Here is a 26449-nt window from a genome sequence, read left to right on the forward strand (position 1 = left end):
GACGCCGCGATGGCCGGCGATCGGCCGGCCATCGCGGCGTCGAGGGGACAACACCAGCTTTGCCCCGGCACCGTCCCGGGGCATCATGAGCGCCATAAGCCTTCTTATGGAGCGGGTGTTGCGTGCCGGGTCTGGATCTGCTGTCTACCTTCGTGGAGATCTACCGTTGCGGGTCGCTGTCCGCGGCGGCCGAGCGGCTGGGCCTCACCCAGCCGGCGGTGACCGGTCAGCTGGCCAGGCTGGAGGAGCAGCTCGGTGAGCAGTTGTTCGTCCGCTCCCGCAAGGGCGTCACGCCCACCGCGCACGCGGCCGACCTCGCCGCGCGCATCGGCACGCGTCTCGACGAGCTGCGCGCGGCGCTGGAGCCGACGGCGGCGGGTGCTGCCCACGTCGGGACCGTACGGATCGCGGGGCCCGGCGAGCTGATGGCCATGCGCGTGCTGCCCACGCTCGCACCGCTGACCACCCGGGGGATGCGGATCCATGTCACGTCGGGCCTCGCCGGGGACCTGCTGGCGGCGTTGGCGGCCGGTCGGGTGGACCTGGTGGTGTCCTCCGTCAGGCCGACGCAGCAGGACATCGCGGCCACACCGCTCGTCGACGAGGAGTTCGTCCTGGTCGGCCCGCCGTCCCTGGCCCGCAGTATCGACAGCGCACGGCTGGCCGGCGACCCGGTGGACGCTCTGGCGCATCTCCCGCTGGTGGGTTACGCGGAGGATCTGCCGATCGTGCGCCGCTACTGGCTCAGTGAGTTCAACCGCCGGCCGCCGAACCGCATCGCCGTGATCGTCCCGGATCTGCGTGGCGTTCTGGCCGCGGTCGTCGCGGGCGCGGGGGTGAGTGCGCTCCCCCGCTACCTCGCCGAGCCGGCGCTCTCCGCGGGCTCCGTGGAACTGCTCCACGAGCCCGCCGCCCCGCCGCTCAACACGCTCTACCTGGCCACCCGGAGGGGTGCACTCACCCATCCGCCGCTGGCCCTCGTCCACGACCACCTGCGCAGCCGCGCCCACTCCTGGGGCGCGCTGTGAGTAGCCGTGACCCATGGTGGGAAAAGGGGGCACTCGGTACGGCCGCGCCGTGGCCGAAAGCCGACGCGCGGGCCCGGTCCCGCCCGACGTTCACCTGTACCGCCCTCCGGGTGCTCCCTAGCATGTGAATCCCATACGACCGGATCTCCATCGACACGGGTGAGGACCTGGATGCAGAGCTCGTGGCGCCCCGACGCCATCGACACCAAGGTGCCCAGCGTGGCGCGCATGTACGACTACTTCCTGGGGGGCGACGACAACTACCAGTCGGACCGCGACGCTTGCGAGGAGTTGCTGAAGCAGGTTCCCAGCACCAAGACGCTCGCCGTCAACAACCGCAGGTTCCTGCGGCGTGTCGTACGGACGCTGGCGGCCGAGTACGGAATCCGCCAGTTCATCGACCACGGATCCGGTCTGCCGACGCAGGACAACGTCCATCAGGTCGCGCAGGAGGTCGATCCCGAGTCGAGGGTCGTCTACGTCGACAACGATCCGATCGTGCTCGCGCACGGGCGGGCCCTGCTCGATGAGAACGACCGCACCACGGTCATCCAGGCCGACATGCGCGACACCGACGGCATCTTCGACCACGAGGAGACCCGCCGGCTGATCGACTTCAGCAAGCCCGTCGCGGCCTTGTTCGTGTCGGTGATGCACTGCATCCCGGACGAGGACGACCCGGCAGCACTGGTACGGCGGGTCGCGGCCCGGCTGGCGCCCGGAAGCTTCCTGGTCGTGTGCCAGCTGGTGAGCGACCGGCCCGAGATCCGCACGTTCGTCACCGACTTCATGGCGCAGGCCACCGACAACCACTGGGGCCGGGTGCGCGAGGAGCACGAGGTCGCGGCGTACCTGGACGGCCTGGAGATCCTGGAGCCGGGGCTGGTGGAGGTCTCCACCTGGCGTCCCGACACCGATCTGGCCCCGGTGCAGCAGACCGACGAGTGGATCGAGTGGGGTGGTGTCGCGCGCCTGCCGTAAGGGCGGGCGACGCGTCGCGCGTAACGACGGCCGAGGCCGGTGGGATGCCCGCGGGGCGCCCCACCGGCCTCGGCCGTCGCAGTGGGTGACGAGCCGGCGCTGATCCGGGGCGGCCTGGCGGTTCAGGGGGTCTTCAGGGGGTCAGAGGGTCTTGAGGCGCTGCTCGATCAGTTCCACCGACTGCTTCGGCGTGAGGGCGCACGCGCCGAGCCGGTCCAGCATGTCGCGGTACTGCTCGACGGCCTGCGGCTTCTGGCTGAAGGTGCTGCCCGTCAGGTGCTCGATGTAGACGACGTCCTTCAGGTCGCCCAGGGCGAAGCGCAGATAGGTCACGCCCGTGCCCACGCCCACGGAGGCCGTCACCTCCAGCGGTGCCACCTGCAGTGTCACCCGGGGACGCTGCATCATCGCGACGAGATGCAGCAGTTGTTCACGCATCACCTGAGTCCCGCCGACGGAGCGCATCAGGACGGACTCGTCGATCACGGCCCACAGACGCGGGGCGTCCGGCTGGTCCAGCTGTCGCTGTCGCTCCTGGCGGAGTTCGACCCTGCGCTGCACGTCGTGCATCAGGAGCTGCCCGGGACCGGACCGGACGACCGCATCGGTGTACGCCGGTGTCTGCAGCAGGCCCGGCACGTAGAACGGTTCGTAGGTGCGGATGGTCGCCGCCGCGCCCTCGAGAGCCACCAGCGGCTCGAAGAAGTCGGAGAGGACGTCGCCGAACGAGCGCCACCAGTCCGACTGCCGGGACTGGGAGACCAGCCGCATGAATTCGGCGATCTGTTCGGGAGCCTGGACACCGTAGAGGTCCAGCAGGGCCATGGCGTCGGCCGGCTTGCAGCCGTGGCGGCCGAGCTCGATCCGGCTGGTCTTGGACCGGGAGAAGCCCAGCCGAGTGTCGACGTCCGCCGGGTCGAGTCCGGCGCTCACCCGCAGTTCGCGCAGTTTGCCGCCGAGGATGAGCCTCAGGGCGGTCGGGTTGTTCTCGACCGCCCCGAGCGGCCGGAACAACGACGGACTCGGTTCGGCTGCAACCATCGGGTGCTCCTGCGGAGGGATAGGGACCACGACAGTATCCAGCACTCCCCCGCCGAAGCCATGGGAGAGTCGTCGGTACGACGGTGAGATTCAGCCGATTACCGAGTCGAAGCCCCCCGCGCGGACACCGGCCACGAACTCCGCGAACTCGTCGCGCGTGCAGACGAGTGCCGGACCCTGCGGGTCCCGGGAGTTGCGGATCGCGATCCGGTCGCCCGGAAGCGTCGCCATCTCCACGCAGTTGCCGGTGGCGTTGCTGTGGCTGCTCTTGATCCAGGCGACCGGCTCCAGAGCACTGGCCTGCATTCCGTTGACGAACTCCACTCTGCTCAACTCCTCATAGCTCGCACACGCGTTCACAGTGATTTCGCCACTGCAATCCCAGATGCAATTGCATCATCGGTTGCGCTCGACAATACTCGCCCTGCCTCTGCTGTCGAACGGCACTGCCCGCAGGGAGACATGACCAGTGACGACGCACCTGCCGCCCCCCTCGAGCAGCGATGCCGCACACAGGGGGCGGGAACGGCCGTGCCGGTCTGGCGTGAAATCTCCGCCCGCCGCGCTCGTCCCCGGTCAGCCGGACCGGCGAGGCGCAGGACCCCGCCGCGGCCTCTCCGTGTGCATGCTGGACGGCGATCCCCGAAGTGCGGCGCGGGCACGGCGGTTCGCCGCAGACACGCTGCGCGAGTGGGCGTTGCGGTCACTCACGGACGATGTCGAACTGATCGTCAGCGAACTGGTGGGCAACGCCGTGCGGCACGCCGTAGGGCCCGCCGCGCCGGGCACGGCCGAGCAGCCGGTCCGGCTCACCCTCCTGCGCTACACCCGCCGCCTCGTCTGCGCCGTCACCGACCCCAGTCCGGCCCCGCCGTGCCTGACCGAACCCGGCTCCGACACGACGGGCGGGCGCGGGCTGCTCCTGGTCAGCGCGTTGAGCGACACGTGGTCCTGGCGCCCGTCACCTTCTCGGGGCAAGACCGTGTGGGCCGGGGTCCCCCTCCCGCCACAGCACCGCCCCGCCTGACCGGCGGTCCGCGACCGGCCGCCGACCAGCGGCACCACGTCGCTCCGTGCCCCGGACGGGACGCCTTGCGAGGCACTCAGTGCGGCAGGTCCTGCCCCGGTGCTCCGCGTACGAGGATCCGGCGTCCCGTCAGCCGCTCGGGAGTCAGCACGATCCACAGATTCCGGTCTCCGCCCGCCCACGGCGCGCTGTACGCCTGGCCCTCCAGCCTGGCGACGGCTTCCTCGTCGGTGACCGCGCGGGCGCCGCCGACCGCCAGCACGCTCCAGCCCTGGCTGAAGGCGTCGTCGATGTGGTCCACCTCGAAAGCGGTCTCCGTGCCGGCCGCCTCGGCGGGCACGGCGTCCGGTGACGTGCGGAAGGCGATGCGATCCTCGGAGACCAGGTAGTTGACCGGAAGGATGGCGGGGCCCTGGGCGGTGACGACGGCGACCCGGCCCACGCCGTGCGTACCCAGCAGGGCCCAGCACTGGTCCGTGCCGAGCTCCGCCAGTTCCGCGCGCTCGCCGGCCACGCCGATACCGGGCGCCAGCTCCGCGCCGCCGCCGGTCAGGGCGGTGACGGTCGTCTCCAGGGCGTCCGCCAGCCGCAGCAGGAAACCCATGCCGGGCGTGGCGGTCTTCTCCTCGAGGTACTCGATGTATCCGGGTGCGGAACCGGCGCGCAGCGCTACGTCCTCACGGGAGAGCCCGAGCTGCTGCCGGCGGGCGGCCACCCGTCGGCCGATATCGCCCTTGGGGTGCCCGGAACCGAGGAAACCGTGTCCGGTCTGGGGTTGTTCGGACATGGCGGGCACCTTTCCCGTGTCGGTCCGCCGGCTGCGGCGAGGCGCGGTCTCGCCGCGCACGTTCACGGTAGCCAGCGGCGTCCGGGACCGCACGACGGCCGTCTCCCGGTCCGGGCCCCCACCTGGATCCGAATGCGCCGCGCAACGGGGCGCGCCGCACCCGGCAGCGCCACGCCAGGGACGGGAACAGCCTCTCGAGCCGGGCCCGCATCTCCTCACGGTCCTCGCTCCCGGCCGAGCCCGGATCGGTGTGGCTGTGCTGCAGACCTGTGGCGATGGCGGCGCATCCGGCCCTGACCAGGGCGCGCGGCGCCGCAGCGAGCTGGGCCACCACTCCTGCCCGGGTGCTCGCGAAGCTCCCGCACGAACCGGCACCGGCCCCGCGCCCTCGACGCCACTCCCGCCACGCCGTCCGGGTGATCCGAGGCTCCGGCCGCGCCCGGGCCGACAACGCGGTGCGGCGGCCCGTGCCGGGGCGCGCCAGACTTGCGCAGCAGCAGACCAACCCGCAGAGCCGTGCCGTGAAGGGACCCGATGGCCGATGAGACACCGCAGCGTGGCCGACCTCATGACTCCGCAGGCCGTCGCCGTCCAGCGCGGCACCACCTTCAAGGAGATCGCCCGGCTGCTCGACGAGTACGGCATCACGGCCGTGCCCGTCGTCGACGACCGGCAGCACCCGATCGGTGTCGTGTCGGAGGCCGACCTGCTGCGCAGGCACACCTCCGGTGACGGTGGTGAGACGGCCTGCGAGCTGATGACGAGCCCCGCCGTGGTGGCGGGACCCGAGTGGAGCGCCGTCCGGGCGGCAAGGGTCATGGAGGAGCAGCGCGTCAAGCGGCTGCCGGTCGTCGACCGCTTCGGCGTCCTCATCGGCGTGATCAGCCGCAGCGACCTGCTGCAGCTGTTCCTGCGGCGGGACCGGGCCATCCAGGAGGAGATCGTCGAGGACGTGCTTGCCGGCACGCTCGGCGTCTCCCCGGCCGCCGTCACCGTCGAGGTGTCGGACGGCAGGGTCACGCTCAGCGGGACGCTGCCCCGCCGCAGCCTCGTGCCGGTGGTCGTGCGGCTCTGCGAGAGCGTGGACGGCACCGTGGCGGTGGTGGACCGGCTGTCCTTCGAGCACGACGACACCGGTCACGGCGGCGCGGGCGGCACCGTGGACGACACCCCGGGCGGAACGCACGCGGCCGGCTCGGCCGCCTGAGGCTCCGAGCCGCCTGAGGCTCCGAGCCGCGGGCCGGCCCGTCTCGGGGCCGGCCCGCCTCAGGGGCCGCGACCGCGCCTCGTCAGGGCAGCGGCTGATGCCCGTGGTCGGGCAGCATCAGCAGCCGCGAACCGCCGGGCTCCACCGACACCGTCCGGTCACCGAGGCGCACCTCGATGGGCGCCTCCTCGGACGCGGGCACGCCGATGTGGAGTTCTCCGGGCCGCATCCGCACCCGTACGCCCCAGTGGCCGTGGTAGCGGATCGAGAAGCCGTACTCGGCCAGGTGCGGTGAGTGCACCGGGTCGAACCAGAGTGCCCCGCTCCGGGTCTCCATCCCGGTCAGGCCCCGCTGGACCAGGTCCAGGGTGCCGGCCATCGCGCCGAGGTGCACCCCCTCCTCCGTGGTGCCGCCCTGGAGGTCGGCGATGTCGCTCTCCAGGGCTTCACGGACGTATGTCCACGCGTCCTCGCGCCGTACCCGCGCCAGCACCCAGCCGTGGACGAGGCCGCTCAGGGTCGAGCCGTGGCTGGTGCGTCTCAGGTAGTAGTCCACGGTCCGGTGCCACATCTCGTCATCGAAGGCGTAGCCCAACCGCCTGAAGAGGCCACTCAGTTCGGTCGGCGAGAAGAGATAGCCGAGCATCAGCACGTCGGCCTGTTTCGAAGCCTGGTAGCGGTTGACGGTGTCGTCCTCCGCCTCCAGCACGCGGTCGAGGCGGCGGATGTCGCCGTGCCGGGCGCGCAAGCCGTCCCAGTCGAGCTCCTCCAGGTCCTCGTAGCCGTGGAACTGGCTGATGACGCCGGCGTGGAAGGGCACGTACAGCCGGCGTGAGACGTCCTCCCAGCGGGCGAGCTCGCTCCGGTCCAGCCCGGTGCGCTCGGAGAGCTCGCGGCGCCGCGGTTCGGGCAGTTCGCGCACCACCTCCAGAGCCCGCGCCAGCACCCAGGCCGCGGTGACGTTGGTGTACGCGTTGTCGTCGAGGCCCGGCAGCCCGGAGTCCGGATATGCCTCGTGGTACTCGTCGGGGCCGACCACGCCCCGGATGCGGTAGCGCCCGAACTCCTCGTCGAACGAGGCGAAGCCCGCCCAGAAGCGGGCGATCTGCGTCAGCATCTCCGCGCCTTTGGTGTGCAGGAACTCCGCGTCGCCGGTCGCCTCGCAGTACTGCCACACGTTGTAGGCGATCGCTGAGCCGACGTGGTGCTGGAGCCGCGAGTGGTCCGGCAGCCAGCGGCCCGACCGCGGGTTGAGGTGCAGGACCTGTGTCTCCTCACGGCCGTCGCTGCCGCTCTGCCACGGATACATGGCGCCGCTGTGCCCGGCGTCGCGGGCCAGGGCGCGCGCCCTTTCCAGCCGGCGGTAGCGGTACATCAGCAGCGCGCGGGACACCTCGGGGAAGTGCAGGTTCAGATACGGCAGGACGAAGAGCTCGTCCCAGAAGATGTGGCCGCGGTACGCCTCGCCGTGCAGCCCCCTGGCCGGCACACCCACGTCGAGGTCGGCGGTGTGCGGCGACAGGGTCTGCAGGACATGGAACAGGTGCAGCCGCAGGATGCTCCCCGCCTCACCCGGCACGTCCAGCTCGCCCCTGCGCCACAGTTGACGCCACGCCGTGCGGTGGCTCTCCAGCAGCGCCTCGAAGCCGGGTGCCCGGCCGACCCGGTCGACGGCCGCGTGCAGCGGGTCGCTGATGGCGGCATCCCGCGAGGTGTGCAGGGCCACGGTCTTGTCGACGGTACGGGTCGTGCCGGCGGGCAGCGCGAGCCGCAGGATCTGTACGGCGCGCAGGGGTTCGTGGGCGGTGCGGGCGTGTTCCTCCCCGGCCGGGTCGTCGGCGACCGTTCGGGCGGCCATGCCGATCCGGATGTCGGAGGTCGTGGTGCGGCAGCGCAGCCACATCGTGTCGGACTCGCCGTCTCCGGCGTTGACGTGGACCAGGTGGCTGCCGTTGAGGTCCCGGTAGCGGGCCACACCGCTGTTGGTGACGGAGCCGTCGAGCGCGGTCTCCACATCGAGGTCCCCCGACCAGCCCTCCGCCGTGAACTGGGTGCGGAGCACGGCGAGATGGGGATCCGCCATGTGGACCAGGCGGAGCTGGCGGACGTGGAGGGCGCGGCCGTCGTCGGCCACGTAGCGCATCGTGCGCTCCAGGGTGCCGGCGCGCAGGTCGAGGCTCTGGCGGTGTTCGGTCAGGGCGGTACCGTCCGGGGTGAACCAGGGTGCGTCGCCGACGCCGGTGTGCATCCGGAAGCGCAGCGGGAGCCAGTTGGGGAGGTTGACCATGTCCTCGTTCTCGACCTGGCGGCCCGCGACGGTCGACGTGAGGCGGTCGTAGCAGCCCGCCGCGTACGTGCCCGGGTAGTGCGTGTCGTCGGCGGCGCACTCGGGGGCGGCCCCGCGGGTGGCGAAGTAGCCGTTGCCGAGCGTGCAGAGCGCCTCGCGCAGCCGTTCACGGGCGGGGTCGTAGCCCTCGTACGTCCAGATCCACTCGTGCATCCTCAGTCCTCGGTGTCGCGTACGGCGGGTGGGGCGTCGGGGCCGTCAGGCAGCAGTTCGGCGAGGTCCCGTACGACGAGGTCGGCGCCGTGCTCGAGCAGGGCGGCCCCCGACCCCGGGCCCGCCGTGCGGTCGACGCCGATCACCAGGGCGAAGCCGCCGCGTCTGCCCGCCTCGACACCCGCCAGGGCGTCCTCGACGACCGCGGCACGGCCCGCGGCGACCCCGAGCCGACGGGTGGCCTCCAGGAACAGCGCGGGCTCCGGCTTGCCGGGGAGCCGCAGCCGGGCCGCCTCCGCGCCGTCGACCAGTGCGTCCAGCCAGGGCAGGACCCCGGCGCCGGTGAGCAGTTCGCGCGCGTGGCGGGACGCGGACACGGCCGCCAGCGGGACGGAACGGGCCCGCAGCAGCTTCAGCAGCCGAACGGTCCCCGGGTAGGGCTTGATCCCGTGCTCGCGCAGCCGCGCGGTGAACAGCTTTTCCTTGTACGCCGCGACGGCGGCGACGGTGTCCGTGCCCGGCGCGTCGTCCGGGCTGCCCTGCGGCAGCCGCAGACCGCGTGAGGCGAGGAACGCGGCGGCGCCGTCCAGGCGGGACCGGCCGTCGACATGCCGGAGGTAGTCGTCCTGGATGTCGAACGGGCGGCGGGCGGCGGGGTCGTCCGGCGGGTTGGCGCGAAGACAGGCGTCGAAGGCCGTTTTCCACGCGGCGGCGTGGACCCGGGCGGAGTCGGTGATGACGCCGTCGGTGTCGAGTACGACGGCTTGCACACCGCGCCAGCCGGGCGGGCTCACCGGCGCGTGGCGGGGTCGACGCCGCGGTGCGGCGGTGCGGGCGCGCTCGCGGTCATGTCGGTCCTCCCTCGTCGGCGGTGGTCCCGGCCGGCGGTGCTCGCCGGCCGGGCCCTGCGTGCGACCGGCACGGCACCGCGGCGGTGGCGCCCGGCGGTCGGCGATTCGGAGCCCGGCGATCGGGTCACGCGTTCAGGATGGCCGCGTACCCCGCACTCTGCGCGCCGAAGCGTCGGGGGAGGGCCTGCGGGCCCGTGTCAGGGGGTCGTGTACGGCCTGACGGACCCCGGGGCGGGCGGCTCGGCGGGGCCCGCGCCCATCGCTTCCAGTTCGCGGTCGGCGGTCTTCATCAACTGCCGGGCGAGACTGTGCATCGCCCGGCCGGCGGCAAGGTCGTCACCGATCTCCGGAACGTCCAGGTCCTGGGGGTTGCAGTGCGCGGTCCCGTGTCCGGTAAGGGTCGCGGTACCGGTGTCCAGCACCGCCCGGGCCTTCGTCGTGCCGTCCTCCTCCGAGAGGAACAGTCCGACCTTCCACTCCTGCGTTGTCTTCATGGCGCGCTCTCCCGCCCTGTAGGAGGTCCTGCCTCCAGGATCCGCCCTGCCCGGTGTGTCCGGCACCATGAAGGTGGCAGCGCCGGCGACCGGCTCGTCCGGACCCGGCCCGGCGGCATCCGAGGCCCGGAACCAGGGAGGCGGTCCCATGAGTCGCGCGATCGTGACAGGAGTGGACGGCTCGGCGGAGAGCCTGGCCGCGGCGAACTGGGCCGGCGTTGAGGCGGAACGGCGCGGGCTGCCGCTGCGTCTGCTGCACGCCTGGCTCTGGCAGCCGGTCGACGTGCCGCTGGTACAGGACAGGGAGACGCAGGCCCGCTCTGCCGAGGCCGTGCTGCGCGAGGCGGCGACCATGGTCACCCGGCGTCACCCTGAGCTGGCGGTCACGTCGCAGATCGTGGCGGACACTCCCGTGCCCGCGCTGCTCGACGCCGCTGCCGAGGCCGAGATGCTGGTGATCGGCTCACGGGGTCACGGACGCCTCGTCGGATTCCTGCTCGGCTCCTACGGGCAACAGGTCATCGCCTCCGCGACCCGTCCGGTGGTCGCGGTCCGGGAGCCGGCTCAGGACGACCGGGGCCGCGGCACCGGGGAGGTGGTGGTGGGCCAGCAGGGCAGCGCGGACGAGAGCGGGGCGGTTCTCGGCTTCGCCTTCGGGGCGGCGGCCGCCCGGGGCGCGACCGTCCGGGCCGTCCGGGCCTGGGAGGTACCGCCGGCGTACACCTACGGCTCGGGCACGATACGGCTCACCGACGGGACCGGCGGACTGCAACCGTACGAGAAGCAGGCCCTGGCCGAGGCTCTGGAGCCGTGGCGGGAGCGGTACCCCGGCGTGCCGGTGGTCGAGCATGTGGAGGTCGGGAGCGCCGGGCCGGTGCTGCTGTCGGCGTCGTCCGATGCCGATCTGCTGGTGGTGGGCCGGCGGGTCCGCCGCTCCACCATCGGCGCACGCATCGGCTCGGTAGCGCATGCGGCGCTCCACCACGCGCCGTGCCCCGTCGCGGTCGTCCCGCACGACTGACCGGCGGGCCGGGCACACGGCCTGCGGGTGCGCCGGACGGGCTTCACGATGTGTCCCGTACCGGGCTGCCCTCCACCTGCGATCCGGGGGCGCCACGGGTGGCGGCGGCCGGGCTCTGCGCATGCAGCGGCGGCGACTCGCCGTCCGCTCCCTCTCCCCACGCCGGGACGCGGAGGGCGAGCATGGCCACGTCGTCGCCGCTGGGGCTGATGCGCGCGAGCAGTTCGTCGCAGAACTCCTCCACATCCCGGCCGGCGAGCGCGGCGGCGTGGCGCCGCAACTGGGCGAGGCCCACGTCGATGGAACGGTGGCGGCTCTCGACCAGGCCGTCGGTGTAGAGCAGCAGGGTGGACCGCGCGGGCAGCGCCTCACGGGCGTCCGGCCATCCGAGGCCCAGATGCAGGGCCGAGTTCATGCCGAGCAGCGGGCCGTGGCCCTCGGCGAGGAAGCGGGCGTGCCCGTCCGGCGTCACCAGCAGCGGCGGCGGGTGGCCGGCGTTGACCCAGTGCAGCTCCCACGGACCTCCTTCCGGTCCCTCGATCCGGGCGAACACGGCGGTGGCCATGGGGGCGTCACTGGTGTTGGTCATGGCCTCGTCCAGGCGGCGCATGATGAGGCTGGGGGGCTCCTGACGGTCCCAGGCCAGCGCGCGGAGCATGTTGCGTACCTCGGCCATATGGGCCGCGGCCTGGAGGTCGTGGCCCACGACGTCGCCGATGACCATCGTGGTGACGCCGTCGGCCAGGAGAAACGCGTCGTACCAGTCGCCGCCGACCTCCGCGGCACTCTGCGCGGGCTGGTAGCGGGCGGCCATCTGCAGATGGTCGACCTGGGGCAGCGGGGTGAGCAGCTGACGCTGCATCGTCTCCGCCACATGCCGCTGCCGGTCGAACAGCCGGGCGTTGTCCAGTACCAGTCCGGCACGGCGGCCGATGTCGGCCAGGACCAGGATTTCGGCCTCCGTCCACGGTCGGCGTTCCCCGGTGCGGCCGAGGGTCAGTGCGCCGAACACCTGCCGGCGGGTGCTCAGCGGCACGACGACGGCCGAGTGCCCGCCGAGCCGGTCGAAGAGTTCCCGGTGCGCGGGCGCGAGCGGCGGCTGGGCGGCGCGGGAGGGGGCGTCGGCGTCCACCCGCAGCGGCCGGCTTCCCCGCATCACCCGTGCCAGTGCCGATGTCGACGGGGTGCGGGCCAGCGGGGGCAGGGGGCCGAGGAGATCGTCCGCCCGGTTCTCGTCGCCCGTGGTCCGTACGGCGATCCGCCGCATGTCCCGCTCCTGGTCCTGGTCGTGCAGATCGACGGCCGCCCAGTCGGCGAGGTCCGGCACGAGCAGGCGGACCAGCCGGTGCAGCATCTTGGGGACGTCCAGGGTGGAACTGAGCACCGCGGAGATCTCGGCGACCATGGTCAGCCGCTCGGTGAGCTCCTCCAGTGCCGCGAGGTGCGTCGCCCGCTGCTCCGCGGCCTCCCGGTGAAGGCTGAAGTCGTGGAAAACGATCACGGCACCGTCCACCTGCCCCTGCCGCATCAGGGGGGTCGCGGCCCAGATGATCGGGACGGTGGTGCCGTCGGCCCGGAGGTAGAACTCGTCGCTGCCCTCGGCCGGACGCCCGGTGCCGATCACCCCGAGGACGTGGCACTCCTCCCGGGGGATCGGCCTGCCGTCCGCCTGTCGGTGCAGCAGGTCGTGCGCGTCCTGGCCGAGCATCTGTTCCTCGGCCCGTCCCACCAGCTGCCGGGCCCACGGGTTGGAGGCCGTCACCCGTCCGGAGAGGTCGGTGACGAAGAGGCCGGCGCCCAGGCTTTCGAACACGGCACGCAGGAAGTCCTGCTCCCGCTGCCGGTGAGCGGCGTTCAACGGCTCCACCATCCCCGGGCCGCCCGTTGGTCCTGGTCCATGACGAGAGGCCCGTGCTCGACGGCCCTCTCGTCATGCTCGCACCCCTGGCCGCGATGTGCTGCTCCAGGCACAGCGGTGGACGCCGAGCAGCCGTGGACGCCACGTGGCCGGGGACGCCGCGGGAGTGGGGGGCCGCGCGGGTGGGGGGCCTGCGGCGGGGACGGCGCGCGGGTGGGGGGCCGCGCGGGTGGGGGGCCCTACGGCCGGGACGCCGCGGGAGTGGGGGCCTGCGGCCGGGACGGCGTGAACACCTCGAGGGGACCTCGCCGTCCCGGCCGGTCACGGGGTCGGGCCGACACGCCTACCGCGACAGCCACGCATGCCCGGCACAGAATCGGGCCGACGCCTCCCGCGACCCCCGCACCGGCACGGCACGGGGTCAGGCCGACGCCTCCCGTGCGGCCTCCCGGACAGCCTCGCGGGCCGCCGCCGCGTCCGGGGCGGCGAGTGCCAGGCCGGCGAGCCGGCGGCAGTCGTCCAGAGCCAGCGACGCCAGCGACGCCCGGACGTCGCCGAGGCAGCCCGGCGCGGCCGACAGGCTGGTGACGCCCAGGCCGACGAGGACCAGGGCGAGCAGCGGGTCCGCCGCGGCCTCGCCGCACACGCCGACCGGCCTGCCCTGGCCGGCTCCCGCCTCCGCGGCCGTTCGCACGAGTTCGAGGAGGGCAGGCTGCCACGGGTCGAGGAATTCGGCCAGAACTCCCAGAGTGCGGTCGGCCGCGAACGCGTACTGGGCCAGGTCGTTGGTCCCGACGCTGAGGAAGTCGCACCGCCGCGCGAGCTCGCCGGCGCGCAGTGCCGCGGCGGGCACCTCCACCATGGCGCCCGCGGTCCGCAGCCCGTGGGCCTTCGCCCGGTCGGCGAAGCCGGCTGCCTCGGCGGGCACCGAGACCATCGGCGCCATGACCCATACGTCGGCGTCAGCGCCCCGCGCCGCCGCGGCGATCGCGGCCAGCTGCGTCTCGAGGAGCTGCGGGTCCCGGCGCGCCGTGCGCAGGCCGCGCACACCGAGTGCGGGGTTCTGCTCGTCGGCAGCGGTGGCGAACGGCAGTGGCTTGTCGGCCCCCGCGTCCAGGGTGCGTACGACGACCCGGCGGCCCGCGAAGGCGGCGAACACCTCGCGGTAGGCGGCCGTCTGCTCCTCGCCGGTGGGCGCCTGCTCGCGGTCGAGGTAGAGAAACTCCGTGCGGAACAGCCCGACGCCCTCGCTGTCGGCCGCCGCCGCGGCGGGCAGCTCCTGCAACGCGCCGAGGTTGACCAGCAGTTTGACCGGATGGCCGTCGGCCGTCCGCCCGGGGCCGACGGCCTGCGCCGAGAGCCGGCGCCGCTGTTCGTCGCGTGCGGCGGCCACCGCGACGGTGTCGGGCTCGGGATCGGGAACGACCGTACCCGTGATGCCGTCGACGAGCACCGGCGTGCCGTCCGTGAGCGCGGCCGCGCCGGCACAGCCGACGACGGCGGGCAGACCGAGGATCTTCGCGAGGATCGCGGTGTGGCTGGTGGGTCCGCCGCGCTCGGTGACCAGGGCGAGGACCTTGGCCGGGTCGAGGAGTGCGGTGTCCGCGGGCGCGAGGTCGTCCGCGACGAGGACGTACGGACGGCCGGGGTCGGGCAGGCCGGGCATCGGGAGTCCGAGGACACGCGCCACGGCGCGGTCGCGAAGGTCGTCGAGGTCGGCGACGCGCTCGGCGAAGTAGCCGCCCGCCGCCGTGAGGGACGAGCGGAAGGCGCGGAACGCCCTGTCCAGGGCGTGGGGCGCGTCGGCCCCGCCGAGCACGAGCTCGCCGACCTGGTCGGCGAGGGTCGGGTCGGCGGCCATCATGGCCTGTGCGGACAGGACTGCGGCCGCTTCACCGCCTACGGCAACCGCCCGTTCCTCCAGGTCGGCAGCCACCCCTGCCAGCGCCCCGCGCGCCGCCGCGGCCTCCGCGGGCTTATCGGCCGGTGCCACGGTGCGCGACGGCGGGAGGGCGGCCGGGGGCGCCATGCGGGCGACGGGCCCGGCGGCGCTGCCGCCCCCGGTGCCGATGCCGTGCAGCACGGGAGTACTCCTGGCCGTCGTGGTCGTGCCGGTCGTCACCGCTGCTCCTGGGCGTCGAGGTCGGCGGCGGCCAGCGTGGCCAGCTCCTCGAGGGCGGCCTCCGCGCCGTCGCCCTCCGCGGACAGCACCAGCGGGTCACCGTGCTTGGCGCCGAGAGCGAGCACGGACAGCAGGCTCCGGGCGTCGACCGGGGTCCCTCCGTCACGGGCCACGGTCACCCTGACCGGCTGGCGGGCCGCGGCCTGGACGAAGACGGCGGCGGGCCGGGCGTGCAGTCCGGAACGTGAACCGATGACGACAGTGCGCTGGGGCATGGGGATGACACTCCTACGGGGACGGGGCGAGGCTGCCGGTGGGGTGTGTGTCCGCCGTGGACGGCACGGCGGCGGGCCGGTGGGCGGTACGTGACCGGTCTGCCGGGCGCGGTCCCGGGCGGTGCTCGGGGCGGGCCCGGCCCGGGGCCGCTGCCCCGGGCCGGTCCGGTCCGGTCATGCGGCGGCGGGGACCTTGGTGTCCGCGGCCGCGTCGGTGGTGGCCGAGGTGGTGGTCCCGGCCGAGGTCTCCGGCTTGCGGCGGCTCTTGAGCAGCACCACCAGGGCGGCGGTGACCGTCGTGCCGGCCGCGATGGCCAGCAGGAAGAGCAGCGGCTGACCGATCAGCGGGACGACGAAGATGCCGCCGTGCGGAGCGCGCAGCGTGGTGTCGAACGCCATCGCCAGGGCACCGGTGACGGCTCCGCCGGCCATCGCGGACGGGATCACGCGCAGCGGGTCCGCCGCGGCGAACGGGATGGCGCCCTCGCTGATGAAGGAGGCGCCGAGGACCCAGGCCGCCTTGCCGTTGTCCCGCTCCGTCTTCGTGAACAGCTTCCCGCGCACGGTCGTCGCCAGCGCCATGCCCAGCGGCGGCACCATACCCGCCGCCATGACGGCGGCCATGACCTTGAGGCTGCCGTCGGTGGGATCGGCGAGGCCACCGACGGCGAAGGCGTAGGCCACCTTGTTGACCGGGCCGCCGAGGTCGAAGCACATCATGAGACCGAGCAGGACCCCGAGCAGGACGGCGTTGCCGCCGGACAGGCCGCTCAGCCAGTCGGTCATGGCCTTCTGCAGGGAGGCGATGGGCTTGCCGACGACGACGAACATCAGGAAGCCGACGATCGCGGACGAGATCAGCGGGATCACGACGACGGGCATGACACCGCGCAGCACGGGCGGGACGTCGACGCGCTGAATGGCCTTCACCACAGCGCCCGCGATGAGACCGGCGGCGAGTCCGCCGAGGAAGCCGGCCTCGATGGTGACCGCGAGCGCGCCGCCGACGAAGCCCGGCACGAGACCGGGCCGGTCGGCCATGCCGTAGGCGATGTATCCGGCGAGTACGGGGACCAGGAAGCCGAACGCGGCGCCCCCGATCTGGAACATCAGCGCGGCCCAGCTCGCGGCCTCCGTCCACACGAAGTGCTCGGCGACGGACGGGGCGCTGTTGATCTCATAGCCGCCGACGGCGAAGGCGAGGGCGATGAGCAGGCCGCCCGCGGCGACGAACGGGACCATGTAACTGACGCCGGTCATCAGCCACTTGCGCAGCCGGGTGCCGAAGTGGTCGCCGGGGGCGCCGGTGTCCATGGGTGCGGGGCCTGCCGCCGCGGCGGTGGTCTCGCCGCGTTCGGCTCTGCCGCGTACGTCGGCGATGAGTTCGGCGGGCCGGTTGATCGCCGCCTTGACCCCGACGTCGACGGTGGGCTTGCCGGCGAACCGGTCCTTCTCCCTGACCTCGACGTCATGGGCGAGGATCACGCCGTCGGCGGCCGCGATCACACCGGGGTCGAGGCGGGTGAATCCGCCCGAGCCCTGAGTCTCGACGACGAGTTCGACTCCCGCCGCCTCGCCGGCCTTCTGGAGGGACTCGGCGGCCATGTAGGTGTGGGCGATCCCGGTGGGGCAGGAGGTGACGGCCACGATCCGGAAGGGCGCGGCCGGGGGCGCAGGGGTGCCCGCCGCGGCCTCGCGGGCCGCCGGGTCGTCTGCGGGCGTTGCCGGAGCCTCGTCCCCGCGGACCAGGGCCGCGACCGCCGCCGGGTCCCGCTCCGCGCGGAGCGCGGCGGTGAAGTCGGGGTCCATGAGCCGCCGGGCCAGCGACGACAGGATCGTCAGGTGGTCGTCGTCCGCGCCGGCCGGCGCGGCGATCAGGAAGATCAGGTCGGCCGGCCCGTCCGGGGCACCGAAGTCGATGCCGGAGGCGCTGCGACCGAAGGCGAGGGTCGGGGCGGTGACGTGCTCGCTGCGGCAGTGCGGAATGCCGATGCCGCCGTCGAGTCCGGTGGGCATCTGGGCCTCGCGTGCCGCCACGTCGGCGAGGAAGCCGTCGATGTCGGTGACGCGCCCTGCGGCCACCATCCGCTCGGCGAGGGACCGCGCTGCGGCTTGCTTGGTCTCGGCGGACAGGTCGACGTCGACCAGTCCTGCGGTGATCAACTCACTCATCACGCGGCTCCTTGCTCGCGAACCGCCGCGGGGGCGGTGGTGGGACATGGTGGTGCGGCATCCGTCGGGCAGGCCCTGCCGGAGCCGGTGCCGTGGTACCGCGCTCCGGTACGAGGGGGGCGGTGGGCCCGGCCCGGAAGGACGGTCATGGCGCCGGCTCCCCGAGGACCCGGTCCAGAGGGACGGACCGGGTGACCGTCACCGCCGCCGGGTCCAGATGGGCAGGTGACGGCATCACGCTCCCCGGCAGCTGGACGGCGGCGGTTCCATGGGCGACGGCGGCGGCGAGGGCGGCGGGGCCGCTGCCGCCGGCGGTGAGGAAGCCCGCCAGGGAGGCGTCCCCGGCGCCGACGTTGCTGCGGACCGCCTCGGCGGGCGCGTGGCCGAACCAGGTACCGGTGTCGTCGACGAGCAGCTGACCGTCGGCTCCCAGGCTGGCCAGGACCGCCCGGGCTCCCCGTTCGCACAGTTCGTCCGCCGCCTTGACAGCGTCGCCGACGGTGGCCAGGGGGCGCCCGACGGCTTCGGCGAGCTCCTCCGCGTTGGGTTTGACCACGTCGGGCCGTTCCCGCAGCGCGGCCGTCAGGGCCGCGCCCGAGGTGTCGAGGGCGACCCGGGCGCCGGCCCGGTGGAGGCGCGCCACCAGCTCGGCGTACCACTCGGGGCCCAGGCCGCGCGGCAGGCTGCCGCAGCAGGCGATCCAGTCCGCGTCGGCGGAGCGGGTCCGTACCGCCTCCAGCAGCGCCTCGGCCTCCCCGGCGGCGAGGTCGGGGCCGGCCGCGTTCACTTTGGTGAGGGTGCCGTCGGGTTCGACGAGCGTGATGTTGACGCGGGTGGAGCCGGCCACGGGGACGCCGGCGGCCTCGATGCCGTGTTCCCCGAGCAGCCGGTCGAGCAGCGCGCCCTCGGGGCCGCCGAGCGGCACGACGGCCACGGTGCGGTGGCCGGCGGCGGCGACCGCGCGGGACACGTTGACACCTTTGCCGCCGGGGTCGACGCGGTCCCTGGCGGCGCGCAGCACGGCTCCGCGGTCCAGGAACGGCAGTTCGTAGGTGCGGTCCAGGCTCGGGTTCGGGGTGATGGTGAGGATCATGCGCGGACGACCTCCGTGCCCTGCGCCTCGATGGCGCGGGTGTCGTCGGGCGCGAGGCCCGTGTCGGTGATCAGCAGGTCCACGTCCGCGAGGTCGCCGAAGCGGGCGAAGTGCTGCTGCCCGAACTTGGCGGAGTCGGCCAGCAGGACGACTCTGCGGGCGGCGCCGATGACGGCCCGTTTGACCGCCGCCTCCGCCAGGTCGGGGGTGGTCAGGCCGCTGTCGGGGCCGAATCCGTTGGTGGCGAGGAAGACGACGTCGGCCTTGATCTCCGCGTACGCCCGCAGCGCCCAGGCGTCGACGGCGGCACGGGTACGGTGCCTCACTCGGCCTCCGACGAGGTGGAGGGCGATGCCCGGGTGGTCGGCGAGCCGGGCGGCGACGGGCAGCGCATGGGTCACGACCGTCAGCGCGGAATCCACCGGGAGGGCCGCGGCCAGCCGGGCGGCCGTGGTGCCGGCGTCCAGGATGACGCTGCCGTCGGCCGGGAGCTCGGCGAGCGCGGCGAGCGCGATGCGCTCCTTCTCGTCGGCGGCGACCGCGTCCCGCTCCGCGAGGTCGGGCTCGAAGTCGAGGTGGCCGACCGGGATGGCGCCGCCGTGCACACGGCGCACCAGGCCCGCGCGGTCGAGGGCCTTGAGGTCGCGCCGCACGGTTTCCGCGGTGACCTGGAACTCCTCGGCGAGGGACAGCACATCCACCCGACCGCTGTCGCGGGCCAGGCGCATGATCTCCTGCTGACGCTCCGCTGCGAACATGTGGTTTTACATCCGTTTCCATGACCGAGTCTGTGGTTTTCCAGGATGCTACGCCCGCACCACGGAGAAGTAAACAGATCCGGGCAGGAAAACAGGCAGAAACAGGCGCGGCGCCTCCGGGCGGATGCAGGTCGGTCGGCAGGGCGGGCACACCCTGATCGCACAGCCGGCCCGCGGAAGGGCGCGCCCCGTCCCCGTCACGGCGGGGTCAGCGGCCGGTCCCGCCCCGGAGCGCGTCATCACTCCCGGAGTTCTCGGCCGGCAGCGGCGACCTCACCGGCCCCGGGCGACCGGCCCCTGGCAACCCGATACCGGCAGGCCGAGTGCCGCCGCTTCGAAGGGCACACCGGCCCGGCCGCACCCGCTCCTCGACCGTCACCACTCCCAGCACCACACTCAGCAGTGCGTCGCGCAGCGCGAGAGCCGATTGCGGAGCGGCCGGGGTGCCCACCCCGGAGAGTCGTCCGGAGCCGCTGCCGGCCGGAGCCGCGCGGCAGGAGGCGACGGCCAGTTCCCCGCAGCGCGGGGCGAGTTCCTGGTCCTCGTCCCCCATGGGCACCGCACTCGTCGCCCCGTTTCTCGGTTCGGCGTGTCCCTGCGCATCATGACCCCGCCGCCGGGCGGGAGTTCACGCACTCCCCCTCGCAAGGGCGGGACCGGCGGTCGGGCAGCCGACGGGCGGCGGGGCCGGAGCCGGCTTTTGGACGTGTCCCCGCCGCCCGCCGTGCTCATCGAGGACCGGCCCGGTTCGCCGGGGCGGGGTGGGGGACGAACCCGCCGCAGGCGGTCTGCGCGCGACCGCCACCAGGCGGGCGGTCCTGCGCGTGCCGGTACTCAGCCGAAGCGCTCGGCAAGACGCCGGAAGACCACCGGCACCGCGCCGTGGACACGTGCCGGCAGCCTCAGCCACGGCGGGACGAAGACCTCGTCCCTGTTGCGCCGCACCACCGCACGCCAGACGGCTTCTGCCACCCGGTCGGCCGGGAGCGGCTTCGGACGGGACCGGTGGTACGGGGTGCCGCGCCGCTCGAAGAAGGGCGTGTCGACCACACCCGGCACTACGACGCAGATCTCCACGCCGCTGCCCTTCAGTTCGTAGCGGAGGCTGTCGGCGAAGGCGGCCAGCGCCCCCTTGGCCGCCGAGTACACCGCTTCCTCCTCGACGCCCACGCTTCCGGCGATGGAGCCCAGCAGCACGACCCGCCCCCTTCCCCGGGCCACCATCTGCGGCAGCAGCCGGCGCACCAGATGCACCACGGACGCCAGGTCGACGGCGAGCACCTCGTCGATCGCCGCGGGCGGTATGGCGGTGAACGGCCCGGCCCAGCCGATCCCCGCCGCCGCCACCAGGACGTCCACGTGTCCGGCGGACTCCAGGGCCGTACGGGCCAGGTGCGCGGCCCCGGCGGGATCGGCGAGGTCGGCCCGCAGCACGGCGCCTCGGGTGCGGCTCGCCACCTCGTCGAGGCGCACCTTGTCGCGTCCGTGCAGCAGCAGGCGCCAGCCCGGCGCGCCGGCGAAGCGGTCGGCGACGGCCGCGCCGATACCCGAGGAGGCGCCGGTGATCAGTACCACCGGAGCTCTCCGTCCCCGCGTCGACCCGTCCGGCGAGTCGGGCACCGCCGGCAGCACAGACATCACATGCCCCTCGGAATTGTCCTGCGACGTCCATGGCGTCCCCGTCCGAGTGAAGAATCGAGCCGCCCGGACCCACCGTTCCACGTCGCCCGCCGCCACCCCGCCGACCGGACGGGTGTCCGCCCGAGCGCGCCACGTCCCGTGCCGCGCATACGGGGTACGGCCTCTCCGGCGCCGGGCGATCCGGTCCGCCGAAGCGTCCACCTCGCACCTCCCGATTCGTGCGGCCCGTACGGGGGCGCACCGACCGCACAGACGTACCCGGCATCCGGAACTCGTAACGCCGGGCGCCGCGGGGCCCGTCACCCTGATGGCGGATGTCGTGGACAGCCCGTAAGGGCGCACACATATACATTGCACCGGTATAGGTCATAGGGGTCGCCGCCTGTGGGTGCATCCGCACCTGAACCAGAGCAGAAGGCACCCGAACGTACGGGAGTTCGTGTGGCATCTGAGTCAGGTCCTCGCCTCGACGTCCAGTCGGAGGACGCATACGAGAACGAGCTGCCGGTGCAGCGCAGGCAGCCCGGCAACGTCGTGATCAAGTGGCTGACGACCACCGACCACAAGACGATCGGCACGCTGTACATGTCGACGGCGTTCGGCTTCTTCATGCTCGGCGGCCTCATGGCGCTCTTCATGCGCGCCGAACTGGCCCGGCCGGGCACGCAGATCATGTCGAACGAGCAGTTCAACCAGGCGTTCACGATGCACGGCACGGTCATGCTGCTGATGTTCGCGACGCCGCTGTTCGCCGGATTCGCGAACTGGATCATGCCGCTGCAGATCGGCGCGCCGGACGTGGCGTTCCCGCGGCTGAACATGTTCGCGTACTGGCTGTACCTTTTCGGCTCGCTGATCGCGGTGGCCGGCTTCCTCACCCCGCAGGGCGCCGCCGACTTCGGCTGGTTCGCCTACTCACCACTGAATGACGCCGTCCACTCGCCGGGCGTCGGCGGCGACCTTTGGATCATGGGTCTGGCCTTCTCCGGCTTCGGCACGATCCTCGGCTCGGTCAACTTCATCACCACGATCATCTGCATGCGCGCTCCGGGCATGACGATGTTCCGGATGCCGATGTTCACCTGGACCGTGCTGCTGACCGGTGTGCTGGTCCTGCTGGCCTTCCCGGTCCTGGCGGCCGCACTGTTCGCCCTGGAGGCGGACCGCAAGTTCGGTGCCCATGTCTTCGACCCGGCCAACGGCGGCGCGATCCTGTGGCAGCACCTCTTCTGGTTCTTCGGCCACCCGGAGGTGTACATCATCGCGCTGCCGTTCTTCGGCATCGTCTCGGAGATCATCCCGGTCTTCTCCCGCAAGCCGCTGTTCGGTTACATCGGTCTGATCGGTGCGACGATCGCGATCGCCGGCCTGTCCGTGACGGTGTGGGCGCACCACATGTTCGTCACGGGAGCCGTGCTGCTGCCGTTCTTCTCCTTCATGACGTTCCTCATCGCCGTACCGACGGGCGTGAAGTTCTTCAACTGGATCGGCACGATGTGGAAGGGCTCCTTGTCCTTCGAGACACCGATGCTGTGGGCGATCGGCTTTCTCGTGACGTTCCTGTTCGGCGGTCTGACCGGCATCATCCTGGCGTCGCCGCCGCTGGACTTCCACGTCTCGGACTCGTACTTCGTCGTCGCGCACTTCCACTACGTCGTCTTCGGCACCGTGGTCTTCGCGATGTTCGCCGGATTCCACTTCTGGTGGCCGAAGTTCACCGGCAAGATGCTGGACGAGCGGCTCGGCAAGATCACCTTCTGGACGCTGTTCATCGGCTTCCACGGCACCTTCCTGGTGCAGCACTGGCTCGGCGCGGAAGGCATGCCGCGGCGTTACGCGGACTACCTCGCCGCCGACGGCTTCACCGCGCTGAACACGATCTCCACGATCGCCTCGTTCCTGCTCGGAGCGTCGATCCTGCCCTTCATGTACAACGTCTGGAAGACGGCGAAGTACGGCAGGAAGATCGAGGTCGACGACCCGTGGGGCTACGGCCGTTCGCTCGAGTGGGCCACCTCCTGCCCGCCGCCGCGGCACAACTTCCTCACCCTGCCGCGTATCCGCAGCGAATCGCCGGCGTTCGACCTGCACCACCCGGCCATGGCCACCCTCGACGAGGTCACGGACGCGGGACGGCGCGACGTCTACGAGCCGGGGCAGGGAGTCGCCCCGCCGCTCGGCGAGGACAGGGACGGCAGGTGAGGGGCCGGGTGCGGCAGCCGGACGCGGAGGCCGCCGCGGGGATCGCCAGGCTGGAGGGCTATCTGCTCGCGCAGAGCCGGGTACGGGAGGCGGAGCGGGAGGCGGAGGAGTTCGCCGGCCGGATGCCGTGGCTGACGGGTGCGCAGCGCGAGGAGGTCGTCCGCATCTACACCCAGGACCGCATCGCGCTGTCGCGGCGTGTCCTCAAGGCGCTGGTCTCCCGGGCACACGAACTGCGGGAGGAGTACACCGCGCGCTACGAGGAGCTCAGGCGCCGGCTGCTGTGCGCGAGCGTCGCGGCGCTGATCGGCGCGACGGCCCTGTGCGCGCTGGCGGGGCTGCTGGCCGCACACCGCTGACGCCGGTCGCAAGGGCGGCGGGGTTCGCAGCGACGGGCGCGATACTTGAGGAGTGGACCAGTCTGTGCACCGGATCCCGAGTGTGCGGCGGCAGCTGGGCAGCAGCCTCTTCGCCCGTGTCGCGGGCCCCTCGGGGGCCGAGACCCGTGCCCGTATCCATGAGACACCGGGACCGCGCTGGTTCGGACCCGACCGGCCGATCCGCACCGTCCACGGTGACGCCTCCATGTTCATCGGCGGGCTGAGCGCGCTGCTGCTGCAGTCGCTCCATCCGCTGGCCATGGCCGCCGTCGCGGCACACTCCGGCTACCGGGGCGACCCGTGGGGGCGGCTGCAGCGCACCAGCACGTTCCTCGCGGTGACGACGTACGGGACTGCCGACGACGCCCGGGACGCGGTGGAGTCGGTGCGGGCCGTCCACGCGCGCGTGGCGGGCACGACCCGGTCGGGAGAGCCGTACCGCGCCTCTGACCCGCATCTCCTCGGCTGGGTGCACGTCGCGGAGGTGTACAGCTTCCTGTCCGCGCATCAGCGCTACGGAAAGCACCCGCTGGACACGGCGGGCTGCGACGGGTACGTCGCGGACGCGGCGCGGGTGGCAGAGGCTCTCGGGGTGAGTGACCCGCCACGCGACCGTGCCGGGCTGGCGGAGCGGCTCGCCGCGTACCGCCCCGAACTCGGCGCCACGCAGGAGGCCCGGGAGGCCGCCCGCTTCATGCTGCGCCACCCGCCTCTGCCCTGGGCGGCCAGAGCGCCGTACGCGGTCCTGGCCGCGAACGCCGTCGCGCTGCTGCCGCCGTGGGCCAGGAAGCCGCTCGGACTGCCGTACGCGCCGGTACTCGAGCGGCGCTGTGTACACCCGACCGGTGCGGCGCTGACCGGCGCCATCCGGTGGGCCATGGTCCCCCCTCCCCCGCCCTCCGGACAGCCCTGACGGCGGCGGGCGGTCAGCCCGGGCAGGCCCCGTTCGGCGGAAATACAATGAACGCGGGCTGCAGGGCCCAGCCGGGCCGTTCGCCGTGCGCCGCACGGACACCGGGCCGGTCGACCTTCGGACTCGGTTTCGGAGACGTCCATGAGCCGGCATCGTCCCGCACGTTCGGCGACCGCGGAGGAGATGCTGGCCACGCTCGGACGGCTCACCGACCGGGCACGGCAGGGTGCGGAGCGGCACAAGGCCCGCGTGGAACTGGCGGAGGCACTGCAGCGCTCGATGCTGCCGGCCGGCCTGCCCACCGTGCCGGGCCTGCGGGTCGCCGCACGGTACGCCCCGGCCCGGCACGGCCTGGACATCGGCGGCGACTGGTACGACGCCTTCGTGCTTCCCGACGGCTCGCTGGGCCTCTCGATCGGTGACGTGCAGGGCCACGACGTGGAGGCCGCCGCCTTCATGGGGCAGGTGCGCATCGGGCTGCGCGCCGTCGCCATGGCGACCACCGACCCGGGCGAGGTACTGCGCCGCGCCAACGAACTGCTGCTCTCCGTCGACCACGGGCTCTTCGCGACGTGCAGCTTCCTGCGCTACGACCCGGCGCTGCGCGAGCTGCGGAGTGCCCGTGCCGGTCATGTGCCTGCCGTATGGGCGACGGCCGGAGGGCACGGCGGGATCGTCGAGGACGAGACGGGCATACCGCTCGGCATCCTGCCGGGCGAGGTGTATCCGGTGGCGAGCCGACAGCTGCCCGCGGGCGGCGCGTTCGTCCTGCTGACGGACGGTGTCGTGGAGGGTCCGTCGTTTCCGATCGAGGTGGGGCTCGAAGCGGTGGCCGACGTCGTCCGGTTCGCGGCCCTCCACGGCACCGCGGCGGAGAAGCTGGCGGCTCAGGTGATGGGCACGGCGGCGCTCACCGATCACACGGACGACGCGGCGGTCCTGGTCCTGCTCCAGGACGCGGCGTAGTCGCCGACTGCGGGGCGGGCGGGGCGGTTGCACGGCAACTTCGCGGCTTCCGGCCGCGCGTGTCACGAGGACGGGGCGACGGAGACGCTGTGAGATGACATGCGTGGTCCGCAGCGAACGAGTCCGACGCCCTGCCGCAGCACTGCTGCGCATCCTCGCCGTCGCCGGTGCCTACTGGGCGGGCGCGCGGATCGGCCTCCTCCAGCAGGTGGTCGTCGAGGGGGCGGTCGTCACACCGCTGTGGCCGCCCACGGGCATCGCGCTGAGCTGTCTGCTGTGGGCCGGGGCAGGGGTGTGGCCCGGGATCTGCCTGGGGGCGCTTCTCACCATCGCCACGATCGACAGTGTCGACCCGGCCGCCGTCGGCATCCTGGCCGGCAACACGCTGGCCCCGCTGTCCGCCTATCTGATGCTGCGGCGGATCGGCTTCCGTACCGGCCTCGACCGGCTCAGGGACGGACTGGCGCTGGTGTTCCTGGGAGCCCTGACCGGAATGCTGGTGAGCGCGACGCTCGGTGCGGGGACCCTGGTGCTGGCCGGATCGCTGCCGCTCGGCGAGTTCTGGGCCGTGTGGTCCGCGTGGTGGGCCGGGGACGCGATGGGCGTTCTGGTGATCACGCCGCTGCTGCTGGTACTGCGCCGCGCTCGGCTGCCGCGCGACACACGGGCGTGGTGGTGGACCGAGGTCGTGGCGCTCTGCGTGACCTCGGTGGCCGTGACGCTGGTGGCCACGCGGGCCGACCTGTCACTGCTGTTCCTGGTGTTCCCGGTGCTGATCTGGGCTGCTCTGCGGTTCCAGCTGCCCGGCTCCGCGCCGTGTGCGCTGCTGATCTCGGTCATGGCGATCTCGGCGGCGACGGGCGGTACGGGCGTGTTCGGCGGCCGCAGCATACTGGAGGTCATGGTCGTCCTCCAGGCACTCAACGGATGTGCGGCGCTGACCGGGCTGCTGCTGGCGGCGATCGTCACCGAGCAGATCGCCGTCCGCCGCAAGATCGAGCTGGCCTGCACGGCGCTCGCCGAGGTCGTGGACCAGCTCGCACCGGGTGAGACGGCGCACCTGTGGCCACCGAAGGAGGGCGGGAAGGGCCTGGAGAGGTAACGGGGCCTTTCCGGAATTGTTCATGGGATT

Annotated in this window: 23 protein-coding genes and 1 pseudogene; 10 read left to right on the top strand and 14 right to left on the bottom strand. The window is 73.0% G+C overall.

Going from position 1 to position 26449, the window contains the following annotated elements:
* Positions 1-122: 122 nt before the first annotated feature.
* Positions 123-1028: a LysR family transcriptional regulator gene (locus AB0903_RS15620; protein ID WP_366702961.1), complete on the top strand. Its 906-nt coding sequence runs from the start codon at positions 123-125 to the stop codon at positions 1026-1028.
* Between the two features lie 171 nt (positions 1029-1199).
* Positions 1200-2009 carry an SAM-dependent methyltransferase gene (locus AB0903_RS15625; RefSeq protein WP_366702963.1) on the top strand — a complete coding sequence of 270 codons (810 nt, stop codon included), beginning with the start codon at positions 1200-1202 and terminating at the stop codon, positions 2007-2009.
* Between the two features lie 141 nt (positions 2010-2150).
* On the opposite strand, the gene AB0903_RS15630 is transcribed toward AB0903_RS15625, so the two are convergent.
* Both AB0903_RS15630 and AB0903_RS15635 read right to left on the bottom strand, forming a co-directional pair.
* A complete protein-coding gene (locus tag AB0903_RS15630; protein WP_366702965.1) occupies positions 2151-3050 on the bottom strand; it encodes a helix-turn-helix transcriptional regulator in 900 nt (299 codons plus the stop codon).
* A gap of 90 nt (positions 3051-3140) precedes the next feature.
* Entirely contained in the window at positions 3141-3374 is a 234-nt protein-coding gene (locus AB0903_RS15635; RefSeq protein ID WP_366702967.1) for a DUF397 domain-containing protein, read from the bottom strand.
* A 220-nt stretch (positions 3375-3594) separates the two neighbouring features.
* Between AB0903_RS15635 and AB0903_RS15640 the strand changes: the two genes are divergently transcribed.
* Complete coding sequence (locus tag AB0903_RS15640) at positions 3595-4077, top strand: ATP-binding protein (RefSeq protein WP_366702969.1); 483 nt, start codon at positions 3595-3597, stop codon at positions 4075-4077.
* A 76-nt stretch (positions 4078-4153) separates the two neighbouring features.
* On the opposite strand, the gene AB0903_RS15645 is transcribed toward AB0903_RS15640, so the two are convergent.
* Together AB0903_RS15645 and AB0903_RS15650 are read right to left on the bottom strand one after the other, a co-directional pair.
* Positions 4154-4864, bottom strand: a complete 711-nt coding sequence (locus tag AB0903_RS15645; protein WP_366702971.1) for a pyridoxamine 5'-phosphate oxidase family protein — start codon at positions 4862-4864, stop codon at positions 4154-4156.
* A gap of 172 nt (positions 4865-5036) precedes the next feature.
* A pseudogene (locus tag AB0903_RS15650) lies at positions 5037-5198 on the bottom strand (transcriptional regulator); the annotation flags it as partial.
* A 207-nt stretch (positions 5199-5405) separates the two neighbouring features.
* On the opposite strand from AB0903_RS15650, the gene AB0903_RS15655 reads away from it, so the two are divergent.
* The gene (locus AB0903_RS15655; protein WP_366702973.1) at positions 5406-6071 is read left to right on the top strand and encodes a CBS domain-containing protein; all 666 of its coding nucleotides are present in this window, start codon (positions 5406-5408) and stop codon (positions 6069-6071) included.
* 82 nt (positions 6072-6153) lie between these two features.
* On the opposite strand, the gene AB0903_RS15660 is transcribed toward AB0903_RS15655, so the two are convergent.
* The 3 genes from AB0903_RS15660 to AB0903_RS15670 all read right to left on the bottom strand — a co-directional run bounded on the left by AB0903_RS15660 (position 6154) and on the right by AB0903_RS15670 (position 9916).
* Positions 6154-8571: a glycosyl hydrolase family 65 protein gene (locus AB0903_RS15660; RefSeq protein WP_366702975.1), complete on the bottom strand. Its 2418-nt coding sequence runs from the start codon at positions 8569-8571 to the stop codon at positions 6154-6156.
* 2 nt (positions 8572-8573) lie between these two features.
* On the bottom strand, positions 8574-9365 hold the full coding sequence (locus AB0903_RS15665; protein WP_366702977.1) for an HAD-IA family hydrolase: 792 nt from the start codon (positions 9363-9365) through the stop codon (positions 8574-8576).
* Positions 9366-9619: 254 nt separating this feature from the next.
* A complete protein-coding gene (locus AB0903_RS15670) occupies positions 9620-9916 on the bottom strand; it encodes a DUF1876 domain-containing protein (RefSeq protein ID WP_366702979.1) in 297 nt (98 codons plus the stop codon).
* 148 nt (positions 9917-10064) lie between these two features.
* Here AB0903_RS15670 and AB0903_RS15675 point away from each other — a divergent pair, with 148 nt between their 5' ends.
* The gene (locus tag AB0903_RS15675) at positions 10065-10937 is read left to right on the top strand and encodes a universal stress protein (protein ID WP_366702981.1); all 873 of its coding nucleotides are present in this window, start codon (positions 10065-10067) and stop codon (positions 10935-10937) included.
* Between the two features lie 43 nt (positions 10938-10980).
* Here AB0903_RS15675 and AB0903_RS15680 read toward each other — a convergent pair whose 3' ends face one another.
* The 7 genes from AB0903_RS15680 to AB0903_RS15710 all read right to left on the bottom strand — a co-directional run bounded on the left by AB0903_RS15680 (position 10981) and on the right by AB0903_RS15710 (position 20790).
* The gene (locus AB0903_RS15680) at positions 10981-12795 is read right to left on the bottom strand and encodes a SpoIIE family protein phosphatase (RefSeq protein WP_366702983.1); all 1815 of its coding nucleotides are present in this window, start codon (positions 12793-12795) and stop codon (positions 10981-10983) included.
* 421 nt (positions 12796-13216) lie between these two features.
* Positions 13217-14917, bottom strand: a complete 1701-nt coding sequence (ptsP, locus tag AB0903_RS15685; protein ID WP_366702985.1) for a phosphoenolpyruvate--protein phosphotransferase — start codon at positions 14915-14917, stop codon at positions 13217-13219.
* On the bottom strand, positions 14914-15192 hold the full coding sequence (locus tag AB0903_RS15690) for an HPr family phosphocarrier protein (protein WP_356896103.1): 279 nt from the start codon (positions 15190-15192) through the stop codon (positions 14914-14916). Before AB0903_RS15690 ends, ptsP begins: the two co-directional genes overlap by 4 nt.
* Positions 15193-15366: 174 nt before the next feature.
* Entirely contained in the window at positions 15367-17364 is a 1998-nt protein-coding gene (locus AB0903_RS15695) for a fructose-specific PTS transporter subunit EIIC (RefSeq protein WP_366702987.1), read from the bottom strand.
* A 145-nt stretch (positions 17365-17509) separates the two neighbouring features.
* Positions 17510-18457 carry a 1-phosphofructokinase gene (pfkB, locus tag AB0903_RS15700; protein WP_366702989.1) on the bottom strand — a complete coding sequence of 316 codons (948 nt, stop codon included), beginning with the start codon at positions 18455-18457 and terminating at the stop codon, positions 17510-17512.
* Positions 18454-19215, bottom strand: a complete 762-nt coding sequence (locus tag AB0903_RS15705) for a DeoR/GlpR family DNA-binding transcription regulator (RefSeq protein WP_366702991.1) — start codon at positions 19213-19215, stop codon at positions 18454-18456. Before AB0903_RS15705 ends, pfkB begins: the two co-directional genes overlap by 4 nt.
* A gap of 834 nt (positions 19216-20049) precedes the next feature.
* Positions 20050-20790 (bottom strand): SDR family NAD(P)-dependent oxidoreductase, encoded by a 741-nt coding sequence (locus AB0903_RS15710; protein WP_366702993.1) that lies wholly within the window; start codon positions 20788-20790, stop codon positions 20050-20052.
* A gap of 507 nt (positions 20791-21297) precedes the next feature.
* Here AB0903_RS15710 and ctaD point away from each other — a divergent pair.
* The 5 genes from ctaD (at position 21298) to AB0903_RS15735 (ending at position 26419) form a co-directional block, all read left to right on the top strand.
* The gene (gene ctaD, locus AB0903_RS15715) at positions 21298-23058 is read left to right on the top strand and encodes a cytochrome c oxidase subunit I (RefSeq protein ID WP_366702995.1); all 1761 of its coding nucleotides are present in this window, start codon (positions 21298-21300) and stop codon (positions 23056-23058) included.
* A gap of 8 nt (positions 23059-23066) precedes the next feature.
* Positions 23067-23417, top strand: a complete 351-nt coding sequence (locus AB0903_RS15720) for a hypothetical protein (protein ID WP_366702997.1) — start codon at positions 23067-23069, stop codon at positions 23415-23417.
* Between the two features lie 52 nt (positions 23418-23469).
* A complete protein-coding gene (locus AB0903_RS15725) occupies positions 23470-24351 on the top strand; it encodes an oxygenase MpaB family protein (RefSeq protein ID WP_366702999.1) in 882 nt (293 codons plus the stop codon).
* A 141-nt stretch (positions 24352-24492) separates the two neighbouring features.
* The gene (locus tag AB0903_RS15730; RefSeq protein ID WP_366703001.1) at positions 24493-25317 is read left to right on the top strand and encodes a PP2C family protein-serine/threonine phosphatase; all 825 of its coding nucleotides are present in this window, start codon (positions 24493-24495) and stop codon (positions 25315-25317) included.
* A gap of 103 nt (positions 25318-25420) precedes the next feature.
* A complete protein-coding gene (locus AB0903_RS15735) occupies positions 25421-26419 on the top strand; it encodes an MASE1 domain-containing protein (RefSeq protein WP_366703037.1) in 999 nt (332 codons plus the stop codon).
* The last annotated feature ends 30 nt before the right edge of the window (positions 26420-26449 follow it).

Source organism: Streptomyces sp. NPDC048389, from assembly GCF_040706335.1.
In the GTDB taxonomy this organism is placed as follows: Bacteria; Actinomycetota; Actinomycetes; order Streptomycetales; family Streptomycetaceae; genus Streptomyces.

Excerpts from the sequence above, each read along its gene's own strand:
- AB0903_RS15730 (WP_366703001.1), top strand. The coding sequence starts at position 24,493 with ATGAGCCGGCATCGTCCCGCACGTTCGGCGACCGCGGAGGAGATGCTG.
- AB0903_RS15655 (WP_366702973.1), top strand. The coding sequence starts at position 5,406 with ATGAGACACCGCAGCGTGGCCGACCTCATGACTCCGCAGGCCGTCGCC.
- AB0903_RS15660 (WP_366702975.1), bottom strand. The coding sequence starts at position 8,571 with ATGCACGAGTGGATCTGGACGTACGAGGGCTACGACCCCGCCCGTGAA.
- AB0903_RS15690 (WP_356896103.1), bottom strand. The coding sequence starts at position 15,192 with ATGCCCCAGCGCACTGTCGTCATCGGTTCACGTTCCGGACTGCACGCC.
- AB0903_RS15695 (WP_366702987.1), bottom strand. The coding sequence starts at position 17,364 with ATGAGTGAGTTGATCACCGCAGGACTGGTCGACGTCGACCTGTCCGCC.
- AB0903_RS15675 (WP_366702981.1), top strand. The coding sequence starts at position 10,065 with ATGAGTCGCGCGATCGTGACAGGAGTGGACGGCTCGGCGGAGAGCCTG.
- AB0903_RS15630 (WP_366702965.1), bottom strand. The coding sequence starts at position 3,050 with ATGGTTGCAGCCGAACCGAGTCCGTCGTTGTTCCGGCCGCTCGGGGCG.
- pfkB (WP_366702989.1), bottom strand. The coding sequence starts at position 18,457 with ATGATCCTCACCATCACCCCGAACCCGAGCCTGGACCGCACCTACGAA.
- AB0903_RS15645 (WP_366702971.1), bottom strand. The coding sequence starts at position 4,864 with ATGTCCGAACAACCCCAGACCGGACACGGTTTCCTCGGTTCCGGGCAC.
- AB0903_RS15670 (WP_366702979.1), bottom strand. The coding sequence starts at position 9,916 with ATGAAGACAACGCAGGAGTGGAAGGTCGGACTGTTCCTCTCGGAGGAG.
- AB0903_RS15625 (WP_366702963.1), top strand. The coding sequence starts at position 1,200 with ATGCAGAGCTCGTGGCGCCCCGACGCCATCGACACCAAGGTGCCCAGC.
- AB0903_RS15705 (WP_366702991.1), bottom strand. The coding sequence starts at position 19,215 with ATGTTCGCAGCGGAGCGTCAGCAGGAGATCATGCGCCTGGCCCGCGAC.